Source organism: Propionibacterium australiense, from assembly GCF_003666605.1.
Classification (GTDB): Bacteria; Actinomycetota; Actinomycetes; order Propionibacteriales; family Propionibacteriaceae; genus Propionibacterium; species Propionibacterium australiense.
Window position 1 is genome coordinate 80,595 of record NZ_RCIV01000006.1, and the last position, 16,037, is coordinate 96,631.

13 protein-coding genes and 1 pseudogene are annotated in these 16,037 nt (G+C 72.2%); 4 read left to right on the forward strand and 10 right to left on the reverse strand.

Annotated features, from left to right (window positions below; genetic code table 11):
- Positions 1-29: 29 nt before the first annotated feature.
- Positions 30-2,816: a type I DNA topoisomerase gene (gene topA, locus D9T14_RS06565; RefSeq protein ID WP_232012453.1), complete on the reverse strand. Its 2,787-nt coding sequence runs from the start codon at positions 2,814-2,816 to the stop codon at positions 30-32.
- A gap of 278 nt (positions 2,817-3,094) precedes the next feature.
- Positions 3,095-4,648 carry a methyltransferase gene (locus D9T14_RS06570; RefSeq protein ID WP_119161617.1) on the reverse strand — a complete coding sequence of 518 codons (1,554 nt, stop codon included), beginning with the start codon at positions 4,646-4,648 and terminating at the stop codon, positions 3,095-3,097.
- 86 nt (positions 4,649-4,734) lie between these two features.
- On the opposite strand from D9T14_RS06570, the gene sftH reads away from it, so the two are divergent.
- Positions 4,735-7,119: a DNA 3'-5' helicase SftH gene (gene sftH, locus D9T14_RS06575; RefSeq protein ID WP_119161618.1), complete on the forward strand. Its 2,385-nt coding sequence runs from the start codon at positions 4,735-4,737 to the stop codon at positions 7,117-7,119.
- On the opposite strand, the gene D9T14_RS06580 is transcribed toward sftH, so the two are convergent.
- The 7 genes from D9T14_RS06580 to ssd form a co-directional block, all read right to left on the reverse strand.
- Positions 7,052-7,513 (reverse strand): Rv3654c family TadE-like protein, encoded by a 462-nt coding sequence (locus D9T14_RS06580; protein WP_119161619.1) that lies wholly within the window; start codon positions 7,511-7,513, stop codon positions 7,052-7,054. The genes sftH and D9T14_RS06580 overlap by 68 nt on opposite strands.
- Positions 7,510-8,013: a TadE family type IV pilus minor pilin gene (locus tag D9T14_RS06585; protein ID WP_259340972.1), complete on the reverse strand. Its 504-nt coding sequence runs from the start codon at positions 8,011-8,013 to the stop codon at positions 7,510-7,512. Before D9T14_RS06585 ends, D9T14_RS06580 begins: the two co-directional genes overlap by 4 nt.
- A gap of 94 nt (positions 8,014-8,107) precedes the next feature.
- Positions 8,108-8,407, reverse strand: a complete 300-nt coding sequence (locus D9T14_RS06590; protein ID WP_119161621.1) for a DUF4244 domain-containing protein — start codon at positions 8,405-8,407, stop codon at positions 8,108-8,110.
- A 186-nt stretch (positions 8,408-8,593) separates the two neighbouring features.
- Positions 8,594-9,340: a type II secretion system F family protein gene (locus D9T14_RS06595; RefSeq protein ID WP_119161622.1), complete on the reverse strand. Its 747-nt coding sequence runs from the start codon at positions 9,338-9,340 to the stop codon at positions 8,594-8,596.
- On the reverse strand, positions 9,337-10,137 hold the full coding sequence (locus D9T14_RS06600) for a type II secretion system F family protein (RefSeq protein WP_119161623.1): 801 nt from the start codon (positions 10,135-10,137) through the stop codon (positions 9,337-9,339). Before D9T14_RS06600 ends, D9T14_RS06595 begins: the two co-directional genes overlap by 4 nt.
- Positions 10,134-11,285, reverse strand: coding sequence for a TadA family conjugal transfer-associated ATPase (locus D9T14_RS06605; protein ID WP_119161624.1), 1,152 nt, complete (start codon positions 11,283-11,285; stop codon positions 10,134-10,136). The genes D9T14_RS06600 and D9T14_RS06605 overlap by 4 nt, the downstream gene beginning before the upstream one ends.
- Entirely contained in the window at positions 11,278-12,612 is a 1,335-nt protein-coding gene (gene ssd, locus D9T14_RS06610) for a septum site-determining protein Ssd (RefSeq protein WP_119161625.1), read from the reverse strand. The genes D9T14_RS06605 and ssd overlap by 8 nt, the downstream gene beginning before the upstream one ends.
- Before the next feature lie 114 nt (positions 12,613-12,726).
- On the opposite strand from ssd, the gene D9T14_RS06615 reads away from it, so the two are divergent.
- From D9T14_RS06615 to D9T14_RS06625, 3 genes and pseudogenes are all read left to right on the forward strand, one after another.
- Entirely contained in the window at positions 12,727-13,476 is a 750-nt protein-coding gene (locus D9T14_RS06615; protein ID WP_119161626.1) for a class I SAM-dependent methyltransferase, read from the forward strand.
- Between the two features lie 151 nt (positions 13,477-13,627).
- Positions 13,628-14,824, forward strand: a pseudogene (gene nhaA, locus D9T14_RS06620) (Na+/H+ antiporter NhaA); the annotation flags it as partial.
- 227 nt (positions 14,825-15,051) lie between these two features.
- Positions 15,052-15,531 carry a phage holin family protein gene (locus D9T14_RS06625; protein WP_119161628.1) on the forward strand — a complete coding sequence of 160 codons (480 nt, stop codon included), beginning with the start codon at positions 15,052-15,054 and terminating at the stop codon, positions 15,529-15,531.
- A gap of 90 nt (positions 15,532-15,621) precedes the next feature.
- Here the strand turns inward: D9T14_RS06625 and D9T14_RS06630 are convergent, their stop codons facing one another.
- Positions 15,622-15,885: an HPr family phosphocarrier protein gene (locus D9T14_RS06630; protein ID WP_119161629.1), complete on the reverse strand. Its 264-nt coding sequence runs from the start codon at positions 15,883-15,885 to the stop codon at positions 15,622-15,624.
- Between the last annotated feature and the right edge of the window lie 152 nt (positions 15,886-16,037).

The following is a 16,037-nucleotide window of genomic DNA, read 5'->3' on the forward strand; positions in this document are numbered from 1 at the left end:
TCGGTCCTTGATCGCGCCCGGCGGCCGGGTCATTCGGTGGTGTTCGCGGCAGAAGCCGGCTTCGAGGCGGCCCTCGCCCCCGAGGCCGGTTTCGCGCCCGACGACTTCTTGGTGGTGGTCTTCCCCGCACCGGTCTTCTTCGTCGTGGTCTTCCTCGCCGACGACGTGCGCGTGGTGCGGCGTCTGGGGGCCGGGCCCTTGGCTCGTTTCTCGGCGAGCAGCTCAGCCGCGCGCTCCAGGGTCATGGCCTCGACGGAGTCCGTCCTGCGCAGGGTCGCGTTGGTCTCGCCGTCGGTGACGTAGGGGCCGAACCTGCCGTCCTTGACGACGATCGGCTTGCCGTTGGCCGGGTCCTCGCCGAGCTCCTTCAGCGGTGCCGTGGAGGAACGGCCCCGGCGCTTGGGCTGGGCGAAGAGCTCGTTGGCCTCCTCCAGGGTCGTGGTGAAGATGGCCTCCTCACTGGGCAGCGAGCGTGTGTCGCTGCCCTTCTTGAGATACGGGCCGTAGCGGCCGTTCTGGGCGGTGATGACGTCGTCGCCCTCGCCACCGATGACGCGCGGCAGGCTGAGCAGCCGGAGGGCGTCCTCCAGGGTGACGGTGGCCGGATCCATCGAGCGGAAGAGGCTGGCCGTGCGGGGCTTGGCCTTCTTGCCGCCCCTGGCCGGTTCCTCGTCCTCCGGCAGGACCTCCGTGACGTACGGCCCGTAGCGCCCGCTCCGCACCGCGATCGCCAGGTGGGTCTCGGGGTCGAGACCCAGTTCCCGGTCACCGCTGCTGGTCCTGGCCAGCAGCTCGCGGGCGGTCTCGACGGTCAGTTCGTCGGGGGCCATGTCCTCGGGCACGTTGGCCCGGTGCGAGTCCTCGTCCTCGACGTAGGTGCCGTAGCGTCCGACACGGACGTCGATGCCGGAGTCGAGGTCACCGATGTGGAAGGTCGACAGGGCCCGCGCGTCGATGTCGCCCAGCGCGGTGGTCAGCTCGTGCAGGCCCTCCCGGACCGTCTGCCCCGAGGTCTGGGACTGCTCGCCCCGCGGCCCGAAGTAGAAGTCGCGCAGGACCTCGAGTCGGTCTGCCTGGCCCTTTGCGATCGAGTCGAGCTGCTCCTCCAGGTCGGCGGTGAAGTCGTAGTCGACGAGCGCGGTGAAGTGCTCCTCGAGCAGGCGGGTCACGGCGAACGCCAGCCAGGTCGGCACGAGCGCGGTGCCCTTCTTGAAGACGTAGTCGCGGCTCGTGATGGTGCGGATGATCGACGCATAGGTCGAGGGGCGGCCGATGTCGAGTTCCTCGAGCTTGGCGACCAGGCTCGGCTCGGTGAAACGCGCCGGGGGTTTCGTGGTGTGCCCCTCGGCGGCGACCCTGACCGGGTCGAGTGGCTGGTCGGCCGCGAGCTCGGGCAGGCGCGCCGACTTCTCGGCGGGGTCGTCGGTGGACTCGACGTAGGCCTTGAGGAAGCCGGGGAAGGTGATGGTGCGGCCCGAGGCGGTGAACTGGGCGGCCCGCACCGCCGGGGCCTGCTCGCCGAGATCGACCGGCAGGGCGCAGGTGCCCTCGATGCGCACGCTCACCTGCTGGCCGACCGCGTCGGCCATCTGCGAGGCGACGGTGCGCTGCCAGACGAGCTCGTACAGGCGGAACTTGTCGCCTTCGAGGCCGGACTGGGCCGGGGTGCGGAAGTCGGCGCCGGCCGGGCGGATGGCCTCGTGGGCCTCCTGGGCGTTCTTGACCTTGCTGGCGTAGACGCGTGGCTTGTCGGACAGGTAGTCGGGGCCGTAGAGGACCCTTACTGCGTCGCGTGCGGCGCTGACGGCCTGGTCCGAGAGCGTGACCGAGTCGGTACGCATGTAAGTGATCCAGCCGCCCTCGTACAGCTCCTGGGCGACGCGCATCGTGCGGTCGGTGGTGAAGCCGAGCTTGCGGCCGGCCTCCTGCTGCAGTGTCGTGGTGCGGAAGGGGGCGGCCGGGCGGCGGGTGTAGGGCTTGGCCTCGACGGCGGTGACGGCGAACGGGGCCTTCTCGAGGGCCGCGGTGAGGCGGGCGGCCGCGTCCTCGTCGAGGACGATGACCCCGCTCTTGGCCCTGCCGAGGGCGTCGAAGCTGCTGCCCTGGGCGATCCGGCGGCCGTCGAGTCCGACCAGGCGGGCGGTGAACTGGCGCGGGTCGGCGCCGGCCCCCGCATCGAGGGTGGCCTCCAGGTCCCAGTAGGAGGCGGACCGGAACGCCATGCGTTCGCGCTCGCGGTCGACGATCAGCCGGGTGGCGACGGACTGCACCCGGCCGGCCGACAGCCGCGGCATGACCTTCTTCCACAGCACGGGGCTGACCTCGTAGCCGTAGAGCCGGTCGAGGATCCGGCGGGTCTCCTGGGCCTGGACGAGGTCCTCGTCGAGTTCGCGCGGGTGGGCGACGGCCTCCTGGATGGCGTCCTTGGTGATCTCGTTGAAGACCATGCGCTTGACCGGAACCTTCGGTTTGAGTTCCTGCAGCAGGTGCCAGGCGATGGCCTCACCCTCGCGGTCACCGTCGGTGGCCAGGTAGAGCTCGTCGGAGTCCTTGAGATCGGCCTTGAGCTGGCGGATGGTGGCCTTCTTGTCGGCGCTCACCACGTAGATCGGCGCGAAGTCGGCGTCGACGTTGACTCCCGTGCGCGCCCAGGGCTGGCCCTTGTACTTGGCGGGCACCTCGGCAGCGCTGGTCGGCAGGTCGCGCACGTGTCCCCGGCTCGACTCGACGACGTAGCCGGTGCCGAGATAATCGGCGATCTTGGTCGCCTTTGTTGGTGACTCGACGATGACGAGTCGGCGCGGAGTGTCTGCCACAGTGATCCTTTGCATGAGTCCGGGTCCCGGAGTCGGGCCGACGTCCGCCCGTTCGGGAACGGCCGGACGCCCAGATCGTAGCGCCCGGCGGGTCGGGTACCAGCCGGGCAGACAGGGGATCCGGCCGCGCCGGACACCCTGCGAGGCTCACCATAACTCCCCCGAAGAGGGAACAACGAACCGTCCACGCTGGGGCGTTGTTCCAGGTGGCTGCACACGGCACCGGCGAGCCGCCGACACCGGGGCCCGTCGCCGTGCGCACGGGGCCGGGCTGGCCGTCAGCCCTGAGCGGTGACGGTGATGAATCCGTCGGCGAGGGCGTCGCGCAGCCCGGGGGCGAGTTCTGAGCGCAGCCTGCCGGGTTCGGCGTCGAGCAGGCCGGCGACCGCGTCGACGATCCGGCCCAGGCTGAGCTCGCCGTCGCAGGCGCCGAGCACGCCGCCCAGGGCGGCGTCCACCTCGATCGCCCTGCGCAGACCGGTGCCCTGACGCAGGACGACATGGCTGGGCTCGGCGGCGCCCGGGACGCCCATGGTCTCCTGGACGACGTCGGGACTGAGCACGCAGTGCGCGGCGAAGAGCTCGTCATCGCTCACCGCGCGGGCGCCGAGCGCCCGCCATCCCGATGACAGGGCCGGCCCGACGGGCTGGCCGATCTCGTACGGCCACTGCTCAAGACGCAGCCGCGGGCGAGCGGAGCCGCTGTTGCGCAGCATGATCCAGCCCATGCCGACCCCGGTGACGCCCAGCTGCTCGAAGTAGCCGAGCCATTCGCGGTAGCGGGGCACCCACTGCCGGCTGCCGGCCAGGCCGGCGTCGGTGAGCCACATCTCGACGTACTCGTAGACGTCGAGGTGCTCACGCTCGACGACCCACAGATCACAGCCCGTTCCCGCCACCCATTCGGACAGCCGGTCACGCCAGTCGGTGCCGCGGATGTCGGCCCAGTTGGCGAGGACCTGGAGCAGTCCGCCCGCGGTGAGGTGGCCCGGTGCCCCGCGGACGATCCGTTCCACCAGCCCGTCGCCGGTGAAGGAGCCCTCACGGTAGACGAGGCGTTCACCGTCGCTGCTGGGCGGGCTCATGACGTAGGGCGGGTTGGTGACGATGAGATCGAAACGCTCCGCCGCGACCGGCTCGTAGAGGCTGCCGGCGCGCACCTCGACCCGGTCGAGGCCGTTGAGCGCCATGGTGAGCCCGGCGAGTTCGCAGGCGCGCGGGTTGAGGTCGGTGGCGACGACACGGCCGGCGTGGCGGGCCAGGTGCAGGCTCTGCACGCCGCACCCGGTGCCGAGGTCGAGCGCGGAGCCCACCTCGTCGGGCACGCTCAGCTGCGCGAGCGAGGTCGATGCGGGGCTGACGCCGAGCACGTAGTCGGGGCGGGTCGGGGTGACCATCGTGTCCAGGCCGGGGACGGGGTCGGCCACGACCCAGCCCGACCACTGGCCGGTGGCGTCCTCGAAACCGTAGGGACGGATGTCGACGGCCGCCTCGACGAGCGAGGCACCATCGACCCCAGCCCCTGCGGTCGTGGCGCTGCCGGGGGCGCCCTCGCGCAGGATGCCGGCGCGCAGGAGCGCGGCCACGTCGAGCGGCCCGCCGGTGGCCGCGTCGACCACCGCGCGGGGCAGGGCCTGCTGGAGCGGGAACAGCCGGATCAGCACGCCCTGGGCGTCCTCGGCCGCGCCCAGGGCGTGCAGCGCCGGTATCGTCGCGTTGCGCGCCAGACCGGCCCGGCCGGCGGCGCCGATCCGTTCGAGCACGGCGTCGAGGGTGTAATCGGCGTCGAGGAGGGCTCTGCGGAGCACGTCGATGTCCTGGCTGCTGAGCATGCCCCCACTGTGGCACACCGGCCGAGGCCGGCGGGCCCGGACAGGTGCCGGGCGGCGCGGGCCGGCACGCTGGGCACAATGGGGCCATGGCAGTCCCGGAGTGGTTGAGCGCGGACCCCAGCGCGATCCTCGTCGACCATCGCGACGCCGTACCCGGCAGGCGCGGGCGGTGGCCGTCCTGGTTCGGCGACGAGCACCGGCGCAGGCTCGCCGAGCACGGCATCGAGTCGCCATGGGAGCACCAGGCGCTGGTCGCCGAGCACATGCACGCCGGCCGCCACGTGGCCGTCTCGACGCCGACCGCATCGGGCAAGACCCTGGCCTATCTGACGGCGATCATCGCCGACACGGCCTCCTCGGAATCGGCCGCGGGCCGGGTGGCACGGCCGGGCGGCGCGCCCCCTGGCGGGCGGGGCGCCGTCCGGGCAGGACACGCGGCGACCACCTCGGCCGCCCGCTCACTGCTGGGCATCGGCCGCGAGCCGACCGCCCTGTACCTCGCGCCGACGAAGGCCCTGGCCCACGACCAGCGCCGTGCTGCGCGCGAACTGGGCCCGGCGCACTGGCGGATCGCCGTCGTGGACGGCGACTCGGACGCCGCGGCACGCCGCTTCGCCCGCGAGCACGCCGGCTACGTCCTGACGAATCCCGACATGCTGCACCACGCGATCCTGCCCCGGCACGGACGCTGGGCCCGCCTGCTCGGCGGCCTGAGGTACGTGGTGGTCGACGAGGGCCACCGCTACCGCGGTGTCTTCGGCGCGCAGGTGGCCGGCGTCCTGCGTCGCCTGCGACGGCTGTGCCGGGCCTACGGATCCGACCCGGTGTTCGTCGTCACCTCGGCCGGCTCGGCGGCGGCCGGCGAATCGGCCGCCCGCCTCATCGGCGAGTCCGAGGCGATCGCCGAGGTGACCCTGGACGGCGCACCGCACCCGGCCCGCGACGTGGTGCTGTGGCGGCCCGAGGGCGATGTCTACGCCGACACCGCGATGCTGCTCGCCCGGCTCGTCGACTCGGGGCGGCAGACGATCGCCTTCGTGCCGAGCCGTGCGCAGTCGGAGCTGGTGGCCGAACGGGCCGCGGGGCAGCTGCACACCCGGCGACGGGTCCTCGCCTACCGGGCCGGCTACCTCGCCCGTGACCGGCGGGAGATCGAGCGCGGGCTGACCAGCGGTGAACTGGCCGGCGTGGCGGCCACGAACGCCCTCGAGCTGGGCGTGGACATCGCGGGCATGGACGCGGTGCTGGTCTGCGGCTTCCCCGGCACCATGGCGTCGCTGTGGCAGCAGGCCGGGCGCGCCGGACGGGCCGACCGTGACGCCCTGGTCGTGCTGCTGGCGAGCCAGAACCCGCTCGACGCCTATCTGTTCGCGCACCCGGAGCTGATCTTCGACGCCCCGGTGGAGCGCACCGTGCTGAACCCCGAGAACCCGCACGTGCTCGGCCCGCAGCTCGCCGCGGCCGCCCAGGAGATGCCGCTCCAGCAGGCCGACGAACGCTGGTTCGGTACGGCGATGAGCGCCCTGGCCGATCAGCTCACCGCGGCCGGCCTGCTGCGGCACCGCCCGAACGGCTGGTTCTGGCCCCGCCCGGAGCGGGCGGTCGACGCCATCGACCTGCGTGGCCTGGGCGGGCGGCCGATGGACATCGTGGAGTCCGACTCGGGGCGGGTCCTCGGCCAGGTCGACGTGGAGGCCGCGGACCGCAGCGTGTTCCCGGGCGCGGTCTACCTGCACCAGGGCGAGCAGTACGTGGTGGACGAGTACGCGCCGGAGCGCCGCGAGGCGCTCGTGCACAGGCAGCGGCCGGGCTATCACACGCAGCCCCTGTCCACGACGCAGGCACGTATCCTGCGCGAGGACGACCACAAGCGTTTCGGCGTGACGCAGGTGTCCACCGGCGACATCGAGCTGGTCACTCAGGTGATCGGCTATCTGAGGCGGGACGAGCTGACCGGCCAGGTGTGGGACGAGACCCCGCTCGACCTCGAGGAGCACCGCATGGTGACCAGGGCGACGTGGTGGACCGTGCCGCCGGCCGTCGCCGAGGAGCTGGGCTTCTCGGCGGTCAGGCTGGGCAATGCGGCGCATGCGGTGGAACACACCGCGATCGGTCTGCTGCCGGCGTTCGCCCCGTGCGACCGCTGGGACATCGGCGGGGTGTCGATGGTGGTGCACCCCGACACCGAGTTGTGCACGATCATCGTCCACGACGGCGTGGCCGGCGGTGCCGGTTTCGCGGCCCGCGGCTACGCGGCGGCCGACGAGTGGGGGCGGGCGACGCTCGAACGCCTGCTGGGCTGCACCTGCCTCGACGGCTGCCCGGCGTGCATCGTCTCACCGAAGTGCGGCAACGCGAACCAGCACCTCGACAAGCAGGCGGCCGGCCGGCTGCTGGCCGCCCTCATGGTTCGTCCGGGCCGGGCCGGCCGGAGCCGCCCGGGCTGTTCGTTGGGTCCTCGTCGGGGATGAGGAAGCCGGCGCGGGCCTTCTCGCTCACAGCGGCCGGGGCCCCTGGAAGCGCGGGCCTCAGCTCCACCTGCACCTCGACGTGGACGATGTACTCACCCGTCCCGGTGCTGACATCGCAGTCGGCGAGTTCGCCGCCGTTGCGCCGGGCGTACTCGCCGGCGGCCTCGCAGGCCGGCGCCCCCTGTGCGTGGGCGTGGGCGCCGGCTAGCGCCGCCAGGTCCGCGGCCTGCCTGGCACGCTGGTCGCTGGCGATCCACCCGGCCAGGACCAGTGTCCAGAAGGCTGCGCCGCACACGAGGACGATGATCGCCGCCACCGGTGACGCGCCGGTGCCTCGCTCGTCACCGCGGGCGACCCGGCTGCCATCAAGGCCGCTGCATGCGATGGTGCTCATGGTCGCTGCCCCGCCGCGTGCGGTTCCCTGGTGACAGTGGCCCTGCCGCTGACGGCGACCGGACCGAGACGTCCCCAGCTGAGTTCGTCGTCGACGACGACCTGGACGACGTCACCGTCGTAGCTGACCTGGACGCTGCTGCCGGAGGGCACGGACGCCCGGGCGCGCTGGGCGCCGGCCTCGTCGCCGCGAGCGAGTTGACGGGCGATGGCCATCGCCGAGTCCTGACAACGGATCTGGGTGCCGACCACCCCGATGACCCAGCACAGGGCAGCGACGATGAGAGCTGCCGTGAGGATCGAGACGGCCAGTTCGACAGTGACCATGCCCCGTTCACGGCGGCCGGCGGGCGCCGGCGCCGCCGGACGAGGTGAGGCCCCGGTCATGCCCCGCCCAGGACGCTCTGTGCAGCGTACGCGGGGTGAGCGGCCGGTGCTCGGCCGGGGCATGGGCGATGCCGTACCGGCCGCCCGGGCGGTGGCGCTGTGGATGATCCTCATGCGGGTCTCCTGTCCGGTGACGATGGTGGTGACGACGAGCCGCTACCGGCGGTGGCACGCCGGAGGGCCGGCCGGCGCGCCACCGGGCGGCACATCAGGAGCCGATCATCGGGGCGATCTTCCCGATGAGGTCGACCACGAACTTGAGCATCTTCTGGAAGAACGAGTTGTCGGTGAAGACGTGCAGTAGGACGAGGGCCAGGGCGGCTGCCGCGAGGATGCCGACGGCGTACTCCGCGGTGGCCATGCCCCGTTCGTAGGCGCGCCGCAGAGGACCGGGCAGCGGCTCGTCGGCGACGACCGGGACGTCGGCGAACGCGGCAGAGCCGTCCGCGTCCACCAGGCCGCTGGCGACGCCCTCATGAGGATGCAGGGGAATGATCTGCGCAGTCATGATGGTTCCCTTCTGTCGTGGGCCCGGCTGCCGGGCCCTGATCTGTCGTGGGCCCGGCCGTCGGGTCCACGAGATTCACCGGGCGGCCTCGTTGCCGCCAGGCATCTGCAGTGTGTGCGGCGCCGGCCCGGGACGGTCAGCTGGACAACACCCCCGTCTGACGGACAACACCCTGTGAGCCCGCGGTCAGAAGTGGATCGTGGCCAGCACGCCGGCGATGATCGGTACGACGCCCGACAGGATGAAGGCGGGCAGGAAGCAACCCATCATGGGGCCGACGGACTTGACGCCGACGGTCCGGGCGCGCTCGGCCAGGTGGTTGCGTCGTGTCCGCCGGGCAAGATCGGCGTGCATGTCGAGGGTCTCGGCGAGGGCCTCGCCGGTACGGGCCCCGCGCGCCAGGTCTCGGCTGGCCGGCCCCCAGACTGGGTGACCGCGCAGGCTGTCCCAGGCCCCGGCCTCACTGAAACCGACGGCCAGGTGGGACTCGACGTCGCGCAGCAGTGCCGCACTCGGTTCTGGCGCAACGGCTGCCACCTCGCTCGTGGCGGTGCGCAGCGCAGCGCCGGCCTGCAGGGACGAGGCCATGAGTTCGAGCACCTCGGGCTGCTGGAGCATCAGCTGCTCACGGCGCCTGCGCGCATCGCCAGGCTCGAGACGGGCGATGAGGAACCACGCCGCGATCCCTGCGGCGACGCTGACCGGCACGGCTGTCACCAGCGGGCCGGGGAACAGCACCAGGAGCACGGTCGTCAGTGAGACGGCGCCTGCTCCCCGCACCCGGTTGGGGAGCACGGCGGTCCGCTCACCGGGGTCGGGCACCAGGCCGGGGCTGGTCCGTGCGGAGGCCAGCCGTGCGACGCCACCATCGGGGGCGAGGAGGAGACCGCACACCACCACGCAGGCACCGGCCGCCGCGGCCTGGGCGATCATGGTCCGACCTCCTGCGCGCGACGGGCGAGCAGTTCGGTCCAGACGAGCCCTGCGCAGGCCAGGACGACGGCGGCTGCCAGGCAGATCGTGCCGGCCCGGGTCGTCGTGAGAAAACTGATCGGATTGCCACCGGCGAGGAAACCCATGGCGATCCCGGCCGCCGGCAGGGCGCACAGCAGCCGGCCGGTGAGCCGGGCCACCGCCAGCTCACCGGAGATCTCGGCGCGCATCTGGGCCTCTGCCGAGACGTTCTCCGCGACGCGCTGCGCAACCGGCGCCAGGGGCGCCCCGGCACGTTCGCACAGTTCCCAGGCCCGCCCCAGGCTGGCCAGCCCGGAGCATCCTGGACGCTCGCCCGCCGCGAGCAGCGCTGCCGCGACCTCGCCACCGACTCGCTGGGCGCCGAGTACCCCGTCGAGGGCCGGGCACTCCTCGGCGGCGACCGCGAGGGCCTGATGGGGTGCCTGCCCGATGCGCAACTGGGAGGAGATGACCCGGCAGGCCTGCGCAACCGATTCGGCCCGGGCGAGCGCCTGTTTCTCCCACCGGTGCCCCCACAGCACCCAGGCGAACGTGCCGCCCAGGGCGGCGGCGATGAGGATCCACGCCAGGGCCCAGGGCATGATCGCGGCAGCCACGAGGCAGCCGGCCGCGAAGGCGAACACCCCGAGCCGTCCCGCTGTCGGGCGGCGAGGTCTGCGGATGGTCTCGTCGACGCTCCGCAGCCTGCCTGCACCGGACGGCCCGACCAGGCAGCCGAGCGCGAGGGCGAGCATCACAGCGGCGAGGACGTTCATGAGCCGGCCCCCGTCAACGCCGACAGCAGCCCCCACGCGGCGGCCGGCCCCGAGCGTCCGTGGGCGTCGACGGTCAGCGCCTCGGTGATGCTGACACGCCCGTCCCGGCCGGTGCACACGACGCCGATCTGCCCGACCCCGCGTTGACCGCCCGCCCCGCGCCGCACGTGGACGACTGCGTCGAGCGCGGCACCCATCTGGGCGTGGCAGGCCTCTCCGCTCATCCCGCCGAGCGCGGCCAGGGCCTCGAGGCGCGCCGGCACGTCGGCGACGCTGTTGGCGTGGACCGTGCCGCACCCGCCCTCATGCCCGGTGTTCATGGCGGTGAGCAGATCGCACAGCTCGGGGCCGCGCACCTCGCCGACGACGAGCCGGTCGGGCCGCATGCGCAGCGCCTGCTTCACGAGATCGGTCATGGTCACGGCCCCGGCCCCCTCGGCGTTGGCCGGGCGGCACTCCATGCGCACCACATGGGGATGATCGGGGTTGAGTTCGCGGGAGTCCTCGACGATGACGATGCGCTGATCGTCGGGGATGAGCGAGAGCAGCACCCCGAGCAGCGTCGTCTTGCCCGAACCCGTGCCGCCGGTGACGAGGAAGGCGGCCTTGTTCGCCACCAGCCCGGTGAGGACGGCGGCGGTGCGCTCGTCGATGCTGCCGCTTGACCGGAGCTGCTCGAGGGTCATCGAACGGCGTGCCGGGACGCGCAGCGAGATGCAGGTGCCGGGTTCGGCGAGGCAGGCCAGCACGGCATGCAGACGAGTGCCGTCGGGCAGCCGGGCGTCGACCCACGGGGCCGCGTCGTCGAGACGGCGGCCGGCCGCGGCGGCGAGCCGGGCGGCCAGGCGACGCACCTCGTCGTCGGAGGAGAACGCGACCGGCATGCGCTCCAGACCCGCACCGCGATCGATGAAGACGTCCCTGGCGCCGTTGACGAGGACGTCGGTGACGCCGTCGAGGTTGAGCAGCCCCTCGAGCGGCCCCGCGCCGACACTGGTACGGCGCAACGCATCGGTGGCGGCGAGCACGGATGCGTCGGAGACGACCATGCCGAGCCGGTCGAGTCCCTGGGCGACCTCGTGGGGCCCCCAGCTGCGCCCGCGAGCGGCCAGCCAGCCGCGCAGCAGTTCGAGTTCGTCGTCACGCATCGGCGATCACCGTCTCGACGAGGGCGTCGACCTGACGCAGATAGCGGCGCCCGGCGGCCCGGGCCGGTGGCTCCCCGACGCGGGAGGCGGCGGGCAGCCGCGAGTCGGAGGCGACGACACCGGCGACCGGGAGGCCGAGCGAGTCGGCCACCGCGTCAGGGGCGAGCGGGAAGTCCCTGCCGGTGCGCACGACGGCCTGGGCGTCCTGCCAGCCGTGGCGGGCCACGCGGGCCCGGGCGGACATGACCGACCGCACCTCGGCCGCCACGACGACCAGCCGCACGGCGTCCTCGACCCCGGGCAGTTCGACGGGGGCGGGGTCGTCGAGCACCATGACCTGGTGCGAGCGGGCCAATGCGTCGAGGACGGCCCGTACCGCAGCAGGCCCGGGGAATCCCCGGGCCTGCTCGCCCCGGCCCCGCGCGGTGGCGAGCAGGTCGACGCCGCACATCTGCGGCAGCCGCCCGCTCAGCTCCCCGACCGTTCCGGAGGCCGAGACGAGATCGCTCCAGCGCCAGCCCGGCTCGTGCTCGGCGCCGAAGAGCAGATCGGCTCCCCCGCTGCACGGGTCGAGGTCGACGAGCACCGACGACAGTCCTGCCTCGACGCAGCGCTGCGCGAGGGCACCGGCGAGCGTGGAGGCGCCGACTCCGCCACTGCCGCCCATGACGTCGACGATGGCGGCGGTGCAGGTGCGGCCGTCCCTGGCCCGGGTGAGCAGCGCGGGCAGGTAGCCGGAGTGCTCGGGCAGGACGAGCGCCGAGGCCCCCAGCGGCACCGACCATGCCGCGGCCGAGTCCGAGTCCGCACCGACGATGTGCACGTCCGTGCGCACGAGGAGCCCCATGCCGGCCACCCGCGGGGCCATGTCGGCTCCGACCAGGACGAGCGGCGCCCGGCCCCAGTACCGCCGGATCTGCGCGCTCTCGCACGCCACGACCGGTTCGCTTCCGCACGAGGCGGCAGCCGCCTGGATCGCGTCGAGGAGACGGGTGTCGCGTGTGACGACGAGCACCGAAGAGGACCCGCCCTGCCGGGCGCCGCGGGGCCCTCGCCCGCGCCCGCCCTGCGGGCGGGGACGCTCCCCCTCTGCAGCCGCCAGCGGTTTCGGGCCGGCAGCCCCTGGGCGGCCCCGGCGCCGCCGGCCTCCCCCGCGCCGGGGCCAGGGCCGATCAGCCGAACCCTCGCCGGCGGATCGTTCCGCCCCGGCACTCCTCTCGACGGACCGGCGCTCCACGGCCAGCCGATGCTCTGGCCGGAGGCCCTCGCCCCGCCGGTCCCCGGCCCTGTCCTCACCGGCGATGGACTGCACTCGTACCGCTCTCATGACCGCAGTGTGTTCAGCGAGCCGCGAATTCTCCGGCGGGCGCTCTCATGTGGACAACTGCCCCGGCCCGTGTCGTGGGGCACTGGGCTGGTGCGCCGCCCTAGGATGGGCGCCATGTCGCCCTCCGGTCCCCGTTTCCCAGCCCAGGCCATGAGCTGGCTCACTGGTGACCGCACCGACAGCAGGGTCCTGACCCTGTCGAACACGGCCGGCCTGCCCCGCCGGATCGCCGCCTCCGGCAATCGCGTCTGGTGCCTCGGAAGCAGCCCTGACAAGCTGCGTCGTCTCAGCACCGTGCCTGGTGTCGATCCTCTGGCGGCCACCACGGCAGCGCTCCCCTTCGAGGCCTGCCAGTTCGACGTCGTGCTGGCCCACCAGATGCTCCACCTGCTCACCGAGAAACCGCACGTCTTCGAGATGGCCCGGGTCCTGCGCCCGGGCGGCTGGGTCTCCGCGTCCTATCTCGTCCGTGACGACTCGGTGCCGTGGGTCCGTCGGCTCATCGCGCTGATGCGCAGCGTCGACCCCTCGGCGATGAGCGCCGATCTGGGGGTCGGCTCGATCGAGACCCTCATCGACCACAAGTACTTCCCGCGCTGCGAGCAGCGCGACTTCAGGATCTGGGTTCCGGTGACCCGTCCCGCGCTCATCGCCATGGCGGCCGAGCTGCCCGCCGTTGCCGCGCTGGCCGAGCGCGAACGTCAGCGCGTCCTGCACGGCGTGGGCGCCATCTACGACGGGGCCTCGGCCGGCAGCGAACTGCGCCTGCCGTACCACCTGACCTGCCTGCGCGCGTACGTCGATCACGCCGAGATGACCACGCCGATCCAGCTCGGCGAGGACGCCCTGGTCATCCGTCTCTGAGCCCCGGACCAACGGGCGGGCCACCGCCCGGGACAGGTCTTCCTGTCGTCGCCGCGCAGCCGGACACGGCGTACACGCTAAAATCTCTCGAAGGTGTGTCGGGAAGTCTGGTCGACGACAGGGCCCGACCAGTGTCACCGAAAGTTTCCACATGAAGAAGATCTCACCGCCGATGGCGCGCCGAGCGCGCCAGATCAACCCGGACAACCTTCACCTCGGAGAGGTCCTGCGCGCCAACACCACTGGCGGCGTCCTCATGCTGATCGCCACGGTCATCGCGCTGGCGTGGGCGTTCCTCAGCCAGCACAGCTACGAGGCCTTCGTCGAGTACCCGGTCGGCCCGCACACGGTCGCCGAGTGGGCCTCCGACGGCCTGCTGACCATCTTCTTCTTCATCTCCGGTCTGGAGCTGAAACGAGAGTTCACCGAGGGAAGCCTGCGCCGGCCGGCCGACGCCATGGTCCCGATCGTCGCCGCGGTCTGCGGCATGGCGGGGCCGGCCCTGGTCTACATTGCGATCAACACGATGGAGGGCGGCATCACCACGGGCTGGGCCGTCCCGGTCGCCACCGACATCGCGTTCGCCCTCGCGATCCTCGCGGTGGCGGGCAAGCACCTGCCCCCCTCACTGCGCGCCTTCATGCTCACCCTGGCCATCGCCGACGACCTCGGCGGCATCATCGTCATCGCCGTCGTCTTCAGCACCGATCTGTCGCTGCTGTGGCTGGCCGGCGCGGCCGCCTGCATGCTCGTGTGGTGGATCCTCCAGCGCCGGCACGTCGACAACGGCTGGATCTACCTGCCGATCTTCCTGGCCTGCTGGTACTGCATGCTCAACTCGGGCGTGCACGCGACGATCGCCGGTGTCGGGCTGGGCCTGCTCACCCGCAACACCCGCGAGGCCCTCAACGAGCCGCTCGACCGCTGGCAGCACGCGATCGACCCCTGGTCGGCCGGGCTCGTCGTGCCCATCTTCGCCCTGACGAACGCCGGCGTGCACGTCGACGGGCCGCTGCTCTCATCGCTGTGGGCCGACCCGGTTCCGCTGGGCATCATCGGCGGCCTGGTCGTCGGCAAGTTCATCGGCATCTTCGCCGGCAGCTGGCTGACCGTCCGCCTGTCGAAGGCCAAGCTCGGCGACAACCTGACCTGGGGCGACATGGTGGCCGTCGCGGAGCTCGGCGGCGTAGGGCTGACCGTCTCGCTGCTCATCGCCCACCTGAGCTTCATCGACAACCCTCATGTCTACGACGAGGCGAAGGCCGGCGTCCTGGTCGGCAGCCTCATCTCAGCGCTCATCGCCGTCGCCCTGCTGCAATGGCGCACCGCCGCCCGCAAGCGCCGCCGCCGCGAGAAGGCCCGCGTCGAGCAGCGTGCCAGGCAGCAATCGGCCGCCGCTGCCGCTCCGGCTCAGGATGCCCTGGGCGAGGCCGGGCAGACCAGCGCCCCGACCACCGGGTCCGGCCTGTGATCGGCCGGGCGCCGAACACTAATGCCGACCTCGTTCAGCGCAGGGGCCGGTGACCCGTTACGCTCTTGTCTAGCGAGCATCATCGTCACAGTTCGGAGGAAACCATGGCTGAGCGTTCCCGCCTCGGGGATTACATCTCCACCATCCGGAGCGGTGTTCCGCGCATGCTCTCGGGCATCGGGGAACTGGCCAGGGCAGAACTCGTCCCCTCCGCCAAACACGCCGGGATCGGCGGCCTCGGTCTGGGCGTCGTAGCGGCCTTAGGGCTGTTCCTGCTGCACTGCCTGCTGTGGGCCGCGGTCTTCGGCATCGCGATCTTCTTCCACGCCGTCGTCGGCTTCGGATGGCTCGGTTCGATGGCCTTCGCGTTCCTCACCCTGGCCCTCATCTCGCTGATCCTCGTCATCGTCTTCGGGATCGTGGCCTTCGCCCAGCTCCGCCAGGTCAAGGCCCCGACCGCGACCATCGCCGAGGCCAAGGCCTCCATCAGTTCGTTGTCGAACGCCGTCGCCGAGGGCGTCTCCGAGGCCAGGCGCGGTGTCATCACCCGCAGCCCCGACGACCCCAGCACCTACGTCGGCTGAGCACCGCGACATCCGCACGGCGTGTGGGGCCGCACCCTTCGTCTCGGGTGCGGCCCCACACGCCGTCAGCTGCTCGACGGGGCGACTGCCTCAGGCGTCGAGATCCTGCTCGATGAGCGCGGCGATCGCCTCGACGGCGGCGGCGTCATCGGACTCGACGCGAACGGTGGCGCCCTGACCGGCGCCGAGAGTCATGATCATGAGCGGGGAGGCAGCGTCGACGCCCTCCTCGTCGCTGCCCGCGATCGACAGCAGGATCTCATCGTCGAACTCGCCGGCCTTCTCGGCTATCAGTGCCGCAGGACGGGCATGCAGACCGACCGAGGAACCGACGACTGCGTCTTTGCTGGCCATGGGACGTTCCCTTCCTTAGTAGGACAGATACGTGAGGAATTCTCCCACACCAGCGGACGATTCATGAATCCTCCCAGCCCAGAAGCTGGGCATCCTGCGCGACGACGACAGGACGTGCGAGACTGAGACCGTTCATCTACCCCTTGTGGCCG

Coding starts and splice junctions, on each gene's coding strand:
- D9T14_RS06625 (WP_119161628.1), top strand. CDS start 15,052: ATGGCTGAGCGTTCCCGCCTCGGGGATTACATCTCCACCATCCGGAGC.
- D9T14_RS06590 (WP_119161621.1), bottom strand. CDS start 8,407: ATGACTGCGCAGATCATTCCCCTGCATCCTCATGAGGGCGTCGCCAGC.
- D9T14_RS06580 (WP_119161619.1), bottom strand. CDS start 7,513: ATGAGCACCATCGCATGCAGCGGCCTTGATGGCAGCCGGGTCGCCCGC.
- D9T14_RS06615 (WP_119161626.1), top strand. CDS start 12,727: ATGTCGCCCTCCGGTCCCCGTTTCCCAGCCCAGGCCATGAGCTGGCTC.
- sftH (WP_119161618.1), top strand. CDS start 4,735: ATGGCAGTCCCGGAGTGGTTGAGCGCGGACCCCAGCGCGATCCTCGTC.
- D9T14_RS06585 (WP_259340972.1), bottom strand. CDS start 8,013: ATGAGGATCATCCACAGCGCCACCGCCCGGGCGGCCGGTACGGCATCG.
- D9T14_RS06605 (WP_119161624.1), bottom strand. CDS start 11,285: ATGCGTGACGACGAACTCGAACTGCTGCGCGGCTGGCTGGCCGCTCGC.
- D9T14_RS06570 (WP_119161617.1), bottom strand. CDS start 4,648: ATGCTCAGCAGCCAGGACATCGACGTGCTCCGCAGAGCCCTCCTCGAC.
- D9T14_RS06595 (WP_119161622.1), bottom strand. CDS start 9,340: ATGATCGCCCAGGCCGCGGCGGCCGGTGCCTGCGTGGTGGTGTGCGGT.
- D9T14_RS06630 (WP_119161629.1), bottom strand. CDS start 15,885: ATGGCCAGCAAAGACGCAGTCGTCGGTTCCTCGGTCGGTCTGCATGCC.
- ssd (WP_119161625.1), bottom strand. CDS start 12,612: ATGAGAGCGGTACGAGTGCAGTCCATCGCCGGTGAGGACAGGGCCGGG.
- D9T14_RS06600 (WP_119161623.1), bottom strand. CDS start 10,137: ATGAACGTCCTCGCCGCTGTGATGCTCGCCCTCGCGCTCGGCTGCCTG.